We start from the raw sequence: 15,255 nt of genomic DNA, 5'->3' as shown, positions 1-15,255 counted from the left end.
AACCGCGAGCAACGAGAGTCCGCCGCCATGTACGAGCTGTCCCGGGTCCGCCTCTACTCCATCGGGCCCGCCGGTGCGCGCTACGCCGACACCGTGCTGGATCTGCGGGGGGTGGGTGCGCCCGTGCCCACGCCCGCACCCACGCAGGCGGAGTTCTTCGAGGACGAGCCGGTCGGCCCGCCGCGCCGCCCCGCCCCGGCGGGCGTGCTGTTCCTGGAGAACGGCGGCGGCAAGTCCGTCCTGCTCAAGCTGATCTTCTCGGTGATGCTGCCGGGCCACCGCAACACCCTCGGCGGCGCCAGCTCCGGCGTGCTGCGCAAGTTCCTCCTCGCCGACGACTGCGGCCATGTCGCGCTGGAGTGGCAGCACGTCCTCACCGGCGAGACGGTCGTGGTCGGCAAGGTCAGCGAGTGGCGCGGCCGTCAGGTCTCCAGCGACCCGCGCAAGTTCGCCGAGGCGTGGTATTCGTTCCGCCCCGGCCCGGGGATGAGCCTGGACGCGCTGCCGGTCGCCGAGTCCACCGCCATGCGCCCCTCGGCCGACGGCGGCTCCGGCGCCCGCGGCCGCCGCCGCACGATGAAGGGCTTCCGCGACGCCCTCACCGAGGCCGGCAAGGCATACCCGCACCTGGACGTGGTGTGGGAGGAGATCCACGAGCGCTGGAACGAGCACCTCGGCGAGCTCGGCCTGGACCCCGAACTCTTCCGCTACCAGCGGGAGATGAATGCCGACGAGGGCGAGGCCGCCGGCCTCTTCGCGGTGAAGAACGACTCCGACTTCACCGACCTGCTGCTGCGCGCCGTCACCGACACCCGGGACACCGACGGCCTGGCCGACCTCGTGCACGGCTTCGCCCACAAGCTCGGCCGCCGCGCCGAGCTGACCGCCGAGCGGGACTTCACCGCCGGCTCCCTGGACCTGCTCTCCCGCATCGTCGAGGCCGGCGGCCGCCGGGAGACGGCCCGCGGCGTGCATGCCGGGGCCGAGCGCCGCACCCGCGTCCTGGCCCGCCGCCTGACGGCCCGTGCCGCCGAGGAGCGCGGGCGCGCGGCCGAGCTCGCCGAGCAGGTGGCCGCCGCCGCGCACCGCGTCACCGACGCCGAGACCGCGCGCGGCCGCAGCGCCGCCGTCTCCGCCGAACTCGCCTACCGGCACGCCTCGTTGGCGCTGGCCGCCGCCGAGAAGGCCGCCGCCGCCCAGCGCCGCGAGCTCAACGACGCCCGTACGCTGCACTCGGCGTGGCAGGCGGCCGAGACCGTGCTGCGCCACCGCGCCGCGGCCGACCGCTCGGCCCGCGTCGCCGCCGCCATCCACGAGGCCGAGCGCGACGCGGCCCCCGCGCTGGAGGCCCGCTCCCGCGCGGCCGCCGCCCTGGTGCGCGCGCTCAACGGCGCGGCGGAGGGCGCCGAGAGCCTCGCCAACGAGCAGGAGGAGCGTTCGGCGGTCCTCCAGGAGACCGGCGAGGCCGCCCACCGCGACGCCACCACCGCCGCCACCGAGGCCCAGCGCGCCCGCAGCGAGGGCGGGCACCTGCGCCAGCGCCTCGCCGAGGTCGAGCAGGAGACCGCCGAGGCCGTCCGGGCCGGCTGGCTCGACGACTCGGCACCCGACGCCGACCCGGCCCGCGCCGCGCTCGCCGCCAGTGACGCGGAGAAGGCCGCGTCGGCCGCGTACGAGACGGTCCGCGAGGCCGCCCTCCAGACCGCCGCGCAGGCGAAGGACGCCGCGGGCGCCGAGTCGCGCGCCGAGCTGGCGGCGGCCCGCGCGGCCGACGCCGCGGCATCCGCCGAGGCGGCGTACGGGGCCGAGCGCCGCGCCGCGGAGGCGCTCGGCGCGGAGCGGCGCATCGCCGAACTCCTCGGCCTGCCCGGCCAGTCGGCGCCCGGTCCGGTCCCGGGGCAGCGCTCCGGCGACGCCCCGCACGGCGGTGCCCTGTCCGCCGAGGAGCTCGACCGCAACGCGGACGCGCTCCGCGAGCTGCTCGACGACAACGTCGCCGCCGCCGAGCGGAACCTGTTCGACCTGCGCACCGCCGCCGCCGACGACTCGCGGATCCTGGGCGCGCTGGGCGACGGCGGCCTGCTGCCCGCCGGCCCCGATGTCCTGGCCGCCGTCGAGTTCCTGGGCGAGCACGGCATCCCCGCGCTCCCCGGCTGGCGCTACCTCGCCCAGTCGGTGGACCCGGCCGAGCACGCCGCCGTGCTCGCGCGCCGCCCCGAGCTGGTGGACGGCGTCGTCATCACCGACCCCGACTCCCACCTCCGCGCCCGCGAGGTGCTGGGCGCGGCCTCGCTGCTGCCGCGCTCCGCCGTGGCCGTCGGCACCGCCGCCGCCCTCCTGGCCCCGGCTCCGGAGGGCGGGGACAGCGGCGTCTCCGACGTCTTCCTGGTGCCGCCGAACCCCGCCATGCACGACGAGCGCGCCGCCGACGAGGAGCGGCACGCCCTGCGCGAGCGGGCCGCCGCCCGCGACGAGGAGATCCGCGCCGTCGCCGCCCGGCTGGCGGCCGACCGCACCCTCGCCGCCCGGCTGTCCTCCTGGCGCGCCGGCTGCCCGGAGGGCCGGCTCGCCGAGCTGGCCGCCGAGGCCGGGCGCTGCCGCACGGTCGCCGACGCCGCCCAGGAGGTGCTGACCGCGGCCCGTGCCGCCCGGGCCGAGGCCGAGGAGGCCGCCGCGCGGACCGCCGCGGTGCGCGACGAGCGCCAGGAGGCCGCCCAGCGCGCCCGCCGGGTCGCCGACGCGCTGGCCGGTCTCGCCCACCGGCTGCGCGAGCGCTCCCGCTGGCAGACCCGGCTGCGCGAACTCGCCGAGGAGGCCGCCGAGTCGGAGGAGCGCGCCGCCGCCTGCGTGGACCGCGCCCGCGCCGCCGACGAGGACCGCCGCACCGCCCAGCGCGCGGCCGACGACGCGCGCCGTACGGCCCGTGCGCTGCGCGCCGAGCGCGCGGAGATCGCCGGCGCCCCCGACGAGGCCGTCGAGGACGGGCCGGGGGCGGGCGACTCCCTGCCCGCGCTGCGCGAGGCCTACCGCGCCGCCTCCCAGGTCTACGAGAAGGTCGGCGTCGGCGCCGACCTGCGCGCCGAGCAGGCCCGCGCCGAGAGCGACGAGAGCGCCGCCCGCGCCGAACTCGACCGCCTCACCAACAAGGTGCGCACCCGCGCCGCCCAGCTGCTGGAGAGCCCCGACGGCGCCGACGGCCCGTCCCGCCAGGCCGCCGCCGCCCGCGCCGAGGCCCTGGTCCAGCTGCTGGAGGGCCGCGCGTCCACGGCCAGCGAGCAGCTCGGCCGGCTGCGCGGCGAGGCCGAGCGGCTGGCCCCCGCCGACGGCGACGCGCACGCCGAGCTCCCCGAGGAGCGCGAGCCCGCCGACGCGGAGCAGGCCAAGGAGCTGCTGCGCACCGCCACCGCCGAACTGGCCGCCCGCACCGACGCGTTGGACGGCGCCCGCACCGCCCACGCCGACCTGCTGCGCGCCCACCGCGCCGCCGAGGACGCGGCCGGCGGATTCGACGACACCGCCGCCCTCCTGCGCGACCTGCTGCGCGACAACGCCCCCGAGGAGGCCGAGGAGCAGCCCGAGCCGTACACCGGCACCCTGGAGGAGGCCCGTCAGGCGGCGGCCGAGGCCCGGCGCTCGCTGCGCGGCTGCGCGGGCGACCTGTCGACGGCCGAGGCGGCCGTCCGCGAGGCGAGCGACATCCTCGTCCGCCACGCCAACGCCACCCGTTACGAGCAGGTCCGCACCCCCGCCCGCCAGCAGATCCGCGAACTGCCCGCCTCTGCCCTGCCGGAGCACGCCGCCGCCTGGGCGGACGCCTTCGCGCCCCGGCTGCGCGTGCTCACCGACGAGCTGGAGCAGCTGGAGCGCAACCGCGACAGCATCGTCGACCGGCTGCGCGGCCTGGTGGAGTCCTCGCTCACCACGCTGCGCTCCGCCCAGCGGCTGTCGAGGCTGCCGGAGGGGCTGGGGGAGTGGTCCGGCCAGGAGTTCCTGCGCATCCGCTTCGAGGACCCCGACCAGAGCACCCTCACCGAGCGGCTGGGCGAGGTGATCGACGAGGCCACCCGCTCCGCCGTCAGGAAGAACTCCGACCTGCGCCGCGACGGCATGTCGCTGCTGCTGCGCGGCGTCGGGGCGGCGCTGCTGCCGCGCGGCGTGGCCGTCGAGATCCTCAAGCCGGACGCGGTGCTGCGCGCCGAGCGGGTGCCGGTCGGACAGATGGGCGACGTGTTCTCCGGCGGCCAGCTGCTGACCGCGGCGATCGCCCTCTACTGCACCATGGCCGCCCTGCGCAGCAACGACCGCGGGCGGGACCGGCAGAAGCACGCGGGCACGCTGTTCCTGGACAACCCCATCGGCCGCGCCAACGCCACCTATCTGCTGGAGCTCCAGCGGGCCGTGGCCGACGCCTTGGGCGTCCAGCTGCTCTACACCACCGGTCTGTTCGACACCACGGCGCTGGCCGAGTTCCCGCTGGTCATCCGGTTGCGCAACGATGCCGACCTGCGGGCGGGCCTGAAGTACATCAGCGTCGAGGAGCACCTGCGGCCGGGCCTGCCCCAGCAGGACCCGGAGTCGGAGCCGGTGCACGGCGAGATCACGGCGACGCGGATGTTCCGCCGGCCGGAAGGGGAGGCCGTCCCGTCCGGGGGCCGCCCCCTCCGGGGAGTCTGAGGGCGGGGCGGCCCCGGTATCCGCGACCGGTCACGGATACCGGGGCCGCCCCACCCGCCGGACCTCCCGCGCCGTACTGCTCGGCACGGACACCACCCCGTGCCGCTGCCGCCACACCTGCCGCGTGACCCAGACGTCGAGCACGCACCACGTCGTGGCCACGGTGCTGGCCACCGTGGCCAGCACCATGGGGAAGGCCCACCAGGAACCGGCGAGGGTGAAGAGCAGCACGATCATCGCCTGGAGCAGCGTCAGCGCCACGAAGAGCACCGCGCGCACCGCCGCGGCGCGCACCGGGTCCGGCATCCGGGGCCGGTGGACCGGTTCGTCGACCCACAACGGTCTGCGCGCCCCGGGCCGTTCCACGCGCCGTGTCCCGTCCATGGCGGCTCACCTCCCCCAGTGGCTGCCCGCGCTCGGGCTTTTCCCGCAGGTGTGCCCAAAATAACCCGGACGACGGGCCCGCGTGCGCCGGTGCGGGGCCGTGGCCCGGGGTCTCCGCCCGGCGGTACGGGCGGCGATGGCCGGGCCCGCCCCGAACCGGCGCAGGATTCCGGTCACTTGAGCGGCCACCTGGGCGTACGGCGGGGACGGTCGCCCCGACAGAACCGGAATCACCCGTTCCAGGGAGTGGCCGCACCGGATGCGGACGGAAGAAGTCCGGGAATCACGGGAGAAGTCGGACGACTTGCTCAACACCCCTGCTCCGCAGGGGCGTACAGCCCTTCGAGCCGTAATCCCCGCAGTAGTAGGCTCACGCACCGCAGCACTGTCGGAGCACCACCCCCGGGCCGCGGGGTGCAGTGGGGGAGGCCATGCCCTTTCGCGGGAACGTGCCCTTTCGCGGGAGCGTGCCTTTTCACGGGAGCGTGCCTTTTCGCGGCAAGTCGATCCGCCGGAAGATCGTGGGGCTGTTGCTGGTGCCCCTGCTGAGCCTGACGGTGCTGTGGGCCTTCGCCACGGCGATCACCGGCCAGGAAGCGGCCGAACTGCTCACCGCCGCCGAGGTCTCCCGCAAGATCGGCGACCCGGCCGAGGACGTGATCACGGCCCTCCAGACCGAACGCCGCCAGGCCCTCGTCGTCCTCGCCACCCCCCGCCCCCGCCCCGGCGCGGCCCCCTCCCGCACCCGCACGGCCGCGCTCACCGCCCTGCACGGCGCCGAACGCGCCACCGACAAGGCCCGCGCCGCCCTCCGCTCCGGCGCCGACGGCGACGTCCGCGACGACATGAGCCCCGCCGCCGCGGACTGGTTCGCCGCCATGGAACGCCGGCTCGACCGCCTCCCGGCCCTGCGTTACCGGGCCCGCGCCGGCTCCGTCCCGCCCGACGAGGCCGTCCGGACGTACGACGAGGCCATCGAGGCCCACATCGACTTCCTCACCCTCCTCGGCTCCGTCCGGGACGCCGGCCTCGAACAGCAGCGACGCGCCCTGGTGGGCCTCGGCTCCTCCCGCGAGGCCCTCTCCCGCGAGGACGCCCTGTTCGCCGCCGCCTCCGCCGGGGACGGCATGGACGCGCGCCAACTCCGCGCCTTCTCCGACCACATCGCCGAACGCACCGTCCTCTACCGCACCAACGTCGCCGTCCTGCCCGTCGAGGACCAGAAGATGTTCGACGACTACTGGCGCGGCACCGAGGCCCGCGCCCTGGAGACGGCCGAGAACGCCGTCGTCCTCGCCGGGCCCGGCCGCGCGGCCCGCGCCGTCGACGCCGCCCGCTGGCAGGCCGCTGCGAGCACCGTCCTCGCCGACCTCGCCCGGCTCGACGCCGAGGCCAACCGCCGCCACCAGGACCGGCTCGACCCCGTCGCCACCTGGGTGCTCACCAAGGCCGCCCTCGCCGGCGTCCTCGGCCTCGCCGCCCTCGTCGCCTCCGTCGTCGTCTCCTGGCGCACCGGCCGCGGACTCGTCCGCGACCTGCGGCAGATCGGCCGGGACGCCCACGAGGTCTCCGGCGTGCGCCTGCCGGCCGTGCTGCGCCGCCTCGCCGCCGGCGAACCGGTGGACGTCGAGACCGAGGTGCCCCGCCTGGAGCACACGGACGACGAACTCGGCCAGGTCGGACGGGCCCTGAACACCCTCCAGCGGGCGGCCGTCGAGGCCGCCGTCAAACAGGCCGACCTGCGCCGCGGCGTCTCCGCCGTCTTCGTCAACATCGCCCGCCGCTCCCAGCTCTTGCTGCACCGCCAGCTCGCCCTGCTGGACACCATGGAACGGCGCACCGACGACCCCGACGAACTCGCCGCCCTCTTCCGCCTCGACCACCTCACCACCCGCATGCGACGCCATGCCGAGGGCCTGGTCATCCTCTCCGGCGCCGCCCCCTCCCGGCAGTGGCGCAAGCCCGTCCGGCTGACGGACGTCGTCCGCGGCGCCGTCGCCGAGGTCGAGGCGTACGAGCGCATCGAACTGCGGCGGCTGCCCGCGCTGGCCGTCCGGGGCCCCGCCGTCGCCGACCTCACCCACCTGCTGGCCGAACTCCTGGAGAACGCCACGGTGTTCTCCCCGCCGCACTCCACCGTTCAGGTCGTGGGCGAGCGGGTGCCCAACGGCTTCGCCCTGGAGATCCACGACCGCGGCATGGGCATGGCCCCCGAGGTCCTGCTGGAGGCCAACCTCGCCCTCGCGGAGGCGCCGGAGTTCGAGCTCTCCGACACCGACCGGCTCGGCCTGTTCGTCGTCAGCCGGCTCGCCCGGCGCCAGGACGTGCGCGTCTCCCTCCAGCCGTCCCCCTACGGCGGCACCACGGCCGTCGTCCTCCTCCCCGCCGCGCTCCTCGGGGACGTGCCCGCCAAGCCCGCGACGGCGCCCGTCGTGCCCGTCGGGCCGCCCCAACCGGAGCCCCGGCCCCGCCCGTTCGACCACGACGAGGACACCCCGGTCCTGCCCCGGCGCATCCGCCGCGCCGGGCCCGTGCCGCGGCCGGCGGACACCACCACGCACGAAGCGGTGCGCGACGCCGAGGACGTCCGCGCGCGCATGGCCTCCCTCCAGCGGGGCTGGCGCCGCGGCCGGGCCGCCACTGAACAAGAGCACGAGCACGACAGCACCGGAACCACCGACGAAAGGGACGGTCGATGACCGCCATACGCAACGCATCGGCAGACACAGCCACCACGGCCACCACGGCCGGCACCGGCAGCAGCAACCTCAACTGGCTCCTCGACGACCTCGTCGACCGCGTGGCCGACATCCGCAAGGCGCTCGTCCTCTCCGGCGACGGACTGGCCCTCGGCGCCTCCAAGGACCTCGGCCGCGAGGACGGGGAGCACCTGGCCGCCGTCGCCTCCGGCTTCCACAGCCTCGCCAAGGGCGTGGGACGCCGCTTCGACGCCGGGGAGGTCCGCCAGACCGTCGTCGAACTCGACGGCGCCTTCCTGTTCGTCACCGCCGCCGGGCACGGCAGCGCCCTCGCCGTGCTCGCCGCCGCGGACTCCGACATCGGGCTCATCGCCTACGAGATGACGCTGCTCGTCAAGCGCGTCGGAGCCCACCTGGCCAGCGCACCGCGCACCGGCGAGGCCGCCGGCGGATGACGGACCGGACGGACGGGCACTGGTACGACGACGACGCCGGGCCGGTGGTCCGGCCGTACGCGATGACGCGGGGGCGGACGCGGGGCGGGGCGGAACACCGGCTCGACCGGACGGCGTTCGTCATCGCCGAGCGCACCGTCGGCGGGGCCGACGACCGTCTCGGGCCCGAGCACGTGAGCATCGCTGAGCTCACGGCTCCCCGCCCGCGCTCCGTCGCGGAACTCGCGGACCTGCTGGAGCTGCCCCCCGGGGTGGTGCGCGTCCTGGTCGGCGACCTGCTGGAGGCGGGGGTCGTCCGCGTGGACCGCCCGATCCCGCCGGCGGAACTGCCGGAGGAGAGCGTGCTGAGGCTGGTGATAGCGGGCTTGCGTGCGCTGTGAGGGGGTGGAGGGTTTTTGCCCCTGGCCCGCCCTTTCACCGTTTCCTTGCGCTCCGCGCGGGTGTCCTCAAGCGCCGGACGGGCTGAATCAGCCCGTCCGGCGCTTGAGGACGAACGCGGCGCAGCCGCGTTGCCCCGCGCGGCAGCGCGCAAGAAACGGTGAAAGGGCGGGCCAGGGGCAACACCCCCCTCCCTCAAACCCCCCGCACCCGCACCGGATATCCCACCTCACCCCCACCCTCCCGCTCCACAACCACCACACCGTCCCGCCACCCCGTGGCAAACCGCACCACCTCCACATCCCCCACCGACCGCTCGACGACCACCACCCCACCCCCACTGCGCCCCACCGCCGGCGCCCACACCTCCAGCTCGACCCCGGACGCACCGCCCGCACAAACTGACGCCCCCGCCACCGGAATCAAAGCCCCCGCCCGCGCCAGCACCGGAATCCGCGACAACGGCGCATCCACCAACACCTGCCCCGGCCCCTCGTACGCCCGCCCCGTCGCCACGTCGTACCACCGCCCCCGCGGCAGCCGCACCGCCCTCCGCTCCGCCCCCGGCTCCAGCACCGGCGCCACCAACAGCGCGTCCCCCAGCAGGAACTGGTCCTCGCAGTCCCGCAGGGCCCGGTCCTCCGGGGAGCGCCACCACACCGGCCGTACGTACGGGGCGCCCGTCATCCGGGCCAGGTGCGCGAGCGTCAGGAAGTACGGCAGCAGCCGCATCCGCTCCCGCAGCGCCGCCCCCGCGTGCTCCAGCACCTCCTGCCCGAACTCCCACGGCTCCCGGCGCCCCGCCGAAATGGCCGAATGCGTGCGGAACAGCGGCAGATACGCGCCCAGTTGGAACCAGCGCAGATACAGCTCGGGCGACGGCGAGCCGGTGAAGCCGCCCACGTCCGGCCCGGAGTACGGCACTCCGCACAGCCCCAGCCCCAGCACCAGGGCCAGCGAGGCCCGCAGCCCCGGCCAGCCCGTCACCACGTCCCCCGACCACGTCCCCCCGTACCGCTGCATCCCCGCCCAGCCGGACCGCGAGAACAGGAACGGCCGCTCGTCCGGCCGCAGCGCGCGCAGCGCCTCGTACCCCGCCCGGGCCATGCCCAGCGCGTACACGTTGTGCGCGGCGCGGTGGTCGCCGCCCGCGCCGTCCAGCGCGTGCCGGGCCGACCGCGGCAGCGTCTGCTCGCCGAACGCGGTGAACGCGGCCGGCTCGTTCATGTCGTGCCAGAACCCCGAGAAGCCCTGCGCCAGCCGCTCCGCGTACAGCCCGCCCCACCACTCCCGCGCCCGCGGATCGGTGAAGTCGGGGAAGACCGACGTCCCGGCCCACACCTCGCCGCGCACCACCCGCCCCCGCGCGTCGCGGACGAACGCGTCCGCGGCCAGCCCACCGTCGAACACCTCCCACCCCGGCTCCGCCTTCACCCCGGGATCCACGATCGACACCAGCCGCACCCCCCGCCCGCCCAACTCGGCCGCCAGCCCGGGCAGATCGGGGAACCGCTCGCGGTCCACCGTGAACACCCGGTGTCCCCGGTAGTGGTCGATGTCCAGATGCACCGCCGAGAGCGGCAGCCCGCGCTCCCGGTACCCCGCCACCACCCGCCGCACCTCCTCCTCGTCACCGAACCCCCAGCGCGCGTGCTGCGGCCCCAGCGCCCACGCGGGCGGCACCGCCGCGCCGCCCGTCAGCGCCGCCCAGCCGCGCAGCACCCGCGCCGGCGGACCCGTGATCACCCAGGAGCGCAGCGGCCCGCCGCCCATCCGCACCTCGCACCGGCCCGGCCGGTCGTGCCCCGACCCGGCGCCCTCCTCGCCCTCCCACAGCGTCACCCGCCCGTCCCACGGGTTGTCGTGGAAGACCAGGTGCGTCCCGGCGTCGGCCACCACCAGCTGCACCGGCATGGTGATGTACAGCGGATCGTCCCCGGGGCCGAACGAGCCGCCGGGGTCCTCGTTCCACAGCCGGTACGCCCCGTCCCGCAGCCGCGGCCCCGCCGACCGGCCGCCCAGGCCGAAGAACCGCGCGTCCGCGGGGACTTCGGAACGCTGCGCCCAGCGCGGCCCCGCCCCGTCCGCCGCCGCCTCCACCGGGTCCCACCAGCGCGGCGGATGGTCGCGCCGCAGCACCACGCCGCCCGGGGTGCGCACCTCCACCGCCCCGTGCCGGGACACCGCCACCAGCACCCGCTCGGACACCACCCGCCAGCCGCCGTCCCGGTCCGGCTCCAGCACCGCCCGTTCGTCCGCCTCCGGCACCGGACCGGCCAGGGCGTACGAGGGCTCCGGCACCGCCCCGTCCCAGCCGCAGAACACCGCGCCGCCCGCCGCCACCCGCACCCGCAGCGACGACCGGGCGAAGCGCACCAGCCCCCCGCCGGGCTCCGGCTCGGCACCCCGCGCCGCACCGGGCACCCGCGCCCGCTCGGCCCCCGGCCCCGCGAGACCCGCCGCGTCCACGCGCCGCCGCCACCACGCGGCCCGCACCGAACGCAGCACCCGCGCCGCCCCCACCGTCCTGAACGATGTCACCCATTTGACCGACCGTTCCAGGTCATGCGCATCCATGCGCTCACCCTGCCACCGGCGGACCACCGGACGGAGCGCCTTCGGCCGCCGTTCACCCGTGGAAGGACGCGCCTCCGCCGATGTGAGCCAACACCCCTGGTGCGCGCGTCGATCACATGGCATCGTCCTGGTCAGCCGCGCGCCTGTACCCATCGGGCGGCGCGGCCCCCGCACACGACGCGCAGAGCCGGGAGCAGCCGATGACCACCGCACCGCAGCCCGCCGACCAGCCGGAGCCCCTGTGGCGGCCGGACGCCGACCGCGTTGCCCGCGCCCAGGTCACCCGCTTCCACGCACACGCCGCCGAGGAGCACGGCGCCCCCGCGCCCGTACCCGGCGACCCCGCCGCGAGCTACGCCGCGCTGCACCGCTGGTCCGTGACGGAGCCCGAGCGCTTCTGGCAGGCCGTCACCGAGTGGTGCGACGTGCGCTTCTCCACCCCGTACACCCGCGTGCTCGCCGACCGCTCCATGCCCGGCGCCACCTGGTTCCCCGGCGCCACCCTCAACTACGCCGAGCACGCCCTGCGCGCGGCCGAGGACCCCGCCCGCGCCGACGAGCCCGCCCTGCTCCACACCGACGAGACCCACGAGCCGGGACCCGTCACCTGGGCCGAACTCCGCGCCCAGGTCGGCTCGCTGGCCGCCGCCCTGCGCGAGCTCGGCGTCCGGCCCGGCGACCGCGTCAGCGGCTACCTCCCCAACATCCCCGAGGCCGTCGTCGCCCTGCTCGCCACCGCGGCCGTCGGCGGCGTATGGACCTCCTGCGCGCCCGACTTCGGCGCCCGCAGCGTCCTCGACCGCTTCCAGCAGGTCGAACCCGTCGTCCTGTTCACCGTCGACGGCTACACCTACGGCGGCAAGCGGCACGAGCGCGCCGACGTGGTGGCCGAGCTCCGCGAGCAACTGCCCACCCTGCGCGCCGTGGTGCACATCCCGCTGCTCGGCACGCCCGCCCCCGAGGGCGCCCTGGAATGGTCCGCGCTCACCACGGGCGACACCGAGCCCGTCTTCGAGCAGGTGCCCTTCGACCACCCGCTGTGGGTGCTCTACTCCTCCGGCACGACCGGCCTGCCCAAGGCCATCGTCCAGTCGCAGGGCGGCATCCTCGTCGAACACCTCAAGCAGCTCGCCCTCCACTGCGACCTGGGCCCCGGCGACCGGTTCTTCTGGTACACCTCCACCGGCTGGATGATGTGGAACTTCCTCGTCTCCGGCCTGCTGGTGGGCGCCACCGTCGTCCTCTACGACGGCAGCCCCGGTCACCCCGACACCGCCGCCCAGTGGCGCGTCGCCGAACGCACCGGCACCACGCTCTTCGGCACCTCCGCCGCCTACGTCATGGCCTGCCGCAAGGCCGGCATCCACCCGGGCCGCGACTTCGACCTCTCCCGCGTGCGGTGCGTCGCGACGACCGGCTCGCCGCTGCCGCCGGACGGATTCCGGTGGATCCACGACGAGGTCGCCGAGGACATGTGGATCGCCTCCGTCAGCGGCGGCACGGACGTGTGCAGCTGCTTCGCCGGAGCCGTCCCCACGCTGCCGGTGTACGTCGGCGAACTCCAGGCACCGGGCCTCGGCACGGACCTCCAGGCCTGGAACGACCGGGGCGAGCCGGTGACCGACGAGGTCGGCGAACTGGTCGTCGCGGGCCCCATGCCGTCCATGCCGGTCCGCTTCTGGAACGACCCCGGCGACGAGCGCTACCGCGAGAGCTACTTCGAGGTGTTCCCCGGCGTCTGGCGGCACGGGGACTGGATCACCCTCACCTCGCGCGGCAGCGTCGTCATCCACGGCCGTTCCGACTCCACCCTCAACCGGCAGGGCGTGCGCATGGGTTCGGCCGACATCTACGAGGCCGTCGAGCGGCTCCCCGAGATCCGCGAGTCCCTCGTCCTCGGCGTCGAGGAACCAGACGGGGGCTACTGGATGCCGCTCTTCGTCCACCTCGCCCCCGGTGCGACCCTCGACGACGACCTCCTCGGCCGCATCAAGAGCACCATCCGCGCGGAACTCTCCCCCCGGCACGTTCCCGACGAGGTGATAGCGGTCCGCGCCGTCCCCCACACCCTCACCGGCAAGCGCCTCGAAGTCCCCGTCAAGCGCATCCTCCAGGGCACCCCGCTGGAGAAGGCGGTCAACCCCGGCTCGGTCGACGACGTCGAGCTGCTGCGCTTCTACGAGGACCTCGCCAAGGCCCGCGGCCGCGCCTGAACCCTCCGCCGACCGCCATTGTCAGTGCCCCCGGTTACGGTGAGTGAGCATTGGTCGCACACCGCGAGGGGGAGTGGAAGAGATGGCGCGCACCGACGACATCCGGAACCGGCAGAGCGCACGCCGGAAGCTGCGCAGGGAGGCGCCGAGCACGGTGGCCGTCCTGGCCGACGAGCGGGACTTCGCCACGATGCGGAGATACCCGAGCTTCGGCTTCGACGACCACCCGGCCTATCTGCGGCACGTGGAGGGCCTGCTCCGCGCCCTCGCCGCCCGGGGCACGCACACCAGCGTCGCCCTGTTCGACCCGGTGGAATACGCCGACTACTGCGACCGGTCGGGCCTCGACCCCGACAGCGCCACGAGCCGCACCCGGTACACCGCCGAGATCGCCGCCACGGGCAGCACCGTCGTCTACGAGGGCCAGCCCGTCGCCCGCCTGCTGCCCCGCCTCCTGGACGCCGCGGGACAGCAGGCCACCTGGGAGCACGCCACGCAGCTGCTCACCCGCCACGGCTGCGCCGGCTGCGGGGACGACCCCGGGCGGGAGCCCTTCGCCCGGGCCTCGCGCGCCCTGCGCCGGATCCTCGAAGCACTGGGCGCGGGGACGCACCACCTGGTGTGCAGCGTCCCTACTGAGGGGGACGTCCCGCTGGTCGCCCTGCTCCGGGCCCACTGCGACGACACGGGAGGCCTGCGGCTGGACGAGCCGGACGCCCTGCTCTTCTGCACGGTCCTCGCCGCGGGCATCGCCACCGACCGCCCCGGCGGTGTCGTCGCCCGCACCCACCGCGCGGGGCAGCCGGACGCGGTCAGGGGCTGGAGCCTGCGCCGCGGCCGGCCCCGCCCGCTGAACGAGGCCGAGGTCTTCTCCGCGTACTGCACCGACCCGGTGACCGGTGAGCCCGTCCCGCCCGAGCCCGGCGTCGAGTACGAGGCGGGCATCGCCCTCGACCCGGAGGAGGACACCCGGGGGACGTGAACGCGAAAGGGGTGCCCCGCCGATCCGGCGGGGCACCCCTCGACTCGCATACGTGCTCAACTCACACGACGTGCTCAACTCACGTGGCGCACCGGCTCATTCGCCGGACAGTACCGCCTGCGCCGCGAGCCGGGCCTCCTCGGCCGTGTCCGTCGCACGGGCCGCGGCCGCGGCCCGCTCGCACTGGGCCAGCGTGTGCTTGGCCAGCGTGGCACGGACGTAGGGGATCGAGGCGGCGCCCATGGACAGGCTGGTCACCCCGAGACCCGTCAGGACACAGGCGAGCAGCGGGTCGGAGGCGGCCTCGCCGCACACGCCGCAGCTCTTGCCCTCGGCCTTCGCGGCGTCCGCGGACGCCGCGATCAGGTCGAGCAGCGCCGGCTGCCACGGGTCCTGGAGGCGCGACACGGCACCGACCTGACGGTCCGCCGCGAAGGTGTACTGCGCCAGGTCGTTGGTCCCCAGCGAGAGGAACTCGACCTCCTGCAGGATCGAGCGGGCCCGCAGCGCGGCGGACGGAATCTCCACCATCGCGCCGAACTTGGCCTGCAGCCCGGCCTCGCGGCAGGCCTCCGCGAACGCCTTGGCGTCGGTGCGGTCCGCCACCATCGGGGCCATGACCTCGAGGTAGACCGGCAGCCCCTCGGCGGCCTTGGCCAGCGCGGTGAGCTGGGTGCGGAGCACCTCCGGGTGGTCCAGCAGCGTCCGCAGACCCCGCACGCCCAGTGCCGGGTTGGGCTCGTCCGCCGGCGTGAGGAAGTCCAGCGGCTTGTCGGCGCCCGCGTCCAGCACGCGCACGACGACCCGGCCCTCCGGGAACGCCTCCAGGACCTTGCGGTAGGCCTCGACCTGCTTCTCCTCGGACGGCGCCTTCGCACTGTCGTCGAGGAAGA

Annotated in this window: 9 protein-coding genes (1 of these 9 cut by a window edge); 6 read left to right on the top strand and 3 right to left on the bottom strand. The window is 75.8% G+C overall.

What is annotated here, in order from left to right:
* Positions 1 to 27 precede the first annotated feature (27 nt).
* A complete protein-coding gene (locus tag AB8735_RS07525; RefSeq protein WP_372406227.1) occupies positions 28 to 4,674 on the top strand; it encodes a hypothetical protein in 4,647 nt (1,548 codons plus the stop codon).
* 30 nt (positions 4,675 to 4,704) lie between these two features.
* Here the strand turns inward: AB8735_RS07525 and AB8735_RS07520 are convergent, their stop codons facing one another.
* Positions 4,705 to 5,058: a hypothetical protein gene (locus AB8735_RS07520; RefSeq protein WP_344030050.1), complete on the bottom strand. Its 354-nt coding sequence runs from the start codon at positions 5,056 to 5,058 to the stop codon at positions 4,705 to 4,707.
* Between the two features lie 485 nt (positions 5,059 to 5,543).
* Between AB8735_RS07520 and AB8735_RS07515 the strand changes: the two genes are divergently transcribed.
* From AB8735_RS07515 to AB8735_RS07505, 3 genes are read left to right on the top strand one after another with little or no spacing between them, the layout of a single operon-like run.
* Complete coding sequence (locus tag AB8735_RS07515) at positions 5,544 to 7,757, top strand: nitrate- and nitrite sensing domain-containing protein (protein WP_372406225.1); 2,214 nt, start codon at positions 5,544 to 5,546, stop codon at positions 7,755 to 7,757.
* The gene (locus tag AB8735_RS07510; protein ID WP_372406223.1) at positions 7,754 to 8,212 is read left to right on the top strand and encodes a roadblock/LC7 domain-containing protein; all 459 of its coding nucleotides are present in this window, start codon (positions 7,754 to 7,756) and stop codon (positions 8,210 to 8,212) included. Before AB8735_RS07515 ends, AB8735_RS07510 begins: the two co-directional genes overlap by 4 nt.
* Positions 8,209 to 8,592: a DUF742 domain-containing protein gene (locus AB8735_RS07505; RefSeq protein WP_344030059.1), complete on the top strand. Its 384-nt coding sequence runs from the start codon at positions 8,209 to 8,211 to the stop codon at positions 8,590 to 8,592. Before AB8735_RS07510 ends, AB8735_RS07505 begins: the two co-directional genes overlap by 4 nt.
* Before the next feature lie 193 nt (positions 8,593 to 8,785).
* Here the strand turns inward: AB8735_RS07505 and AB8735_RS07500 are convergent, their stop codons facing one another.
* Positions 8,786 to 11,167, bottom strand: coding sequence for a TIM-barrel domain-containing protein (locus AB8735_RS07500; RefSeq protein ID WP_372406220.1), 2,382 nt, complete (start codon positions 11,165 to 11,167; stop codon positions 8,786 to 8,788).
* Positions 11,168 to 11,367: 200 nt separating this feature from the next.
* On the opposite strand from AB8735_RS07500, the gene AB8735_RS07495 reads away from it, so the two are divergent.
* Both AB8735_RS07495 and AB8735_RS07490 read left to right on the top strand, forming a co-directional pair.
* On the top strand, positions 11,368 to 13,380 hold the full coding sequence (locus tag AB8735_RS07495; RefSeq protein WP_372406218.1) for an acetoacetate--CoA ligase: 2,013 nt from the start codon (positions 11,368 to 11,370) through the stop codon (positions 13,378 to 13,380).
* Positions 13,381 to 13,462: 82 nt separating this feature from the next.
* The gene (locus tag AB8735_RS07490; RefSeq protein ID WP_344022370.1) at positions 13,463 to 14,362 is read left to right on the top strand and encodes a hypothetical protein; all 900 of its coding nucleotides are present in this window, start codon (positions 13,463 to 13,465) and stop codon (positions 14,360 to 14,362) included.
* A 96-nt stretch (positions 14,363 to 14,458) separates the two neighbouring features.
* Here the strand turns inward: AB8735_RS07490 and ptsP are convergent, their stop codons facing one another.
* Positions 14,459 to 15,255 carry the 3' end of a phosphoenolpyruvate--protein phosphotransferase gene (gene ptsP, locus AB8735_RS07485; RefSeq protein ID WP_372411792.1) on the bottom strand. The gene runs 874 nt beyond the window's last position, so only the last 797 of its 1,671 coding nucleotides appear in the window; its start codon lies beyond the right edge, outside the window; its stop codon occupies positions 14,459 to 14,461.

It is taken from the genome of Streptomyces luteireticuli, assembly GCF_041519305.1.
Taxonomy (GTDB): domain Bacteria; phylum Actinomycetota; class Actinomycetes; order Streptomycetales; family Streptomycetaceae; genus Streptomyces; species Streptomyces luteireticuli.
The sequence above is the reverse complement of the archived record's forward strand: the minus strand, read 5'-3'. Positions and strand labels throughout refer to the sequence as shown.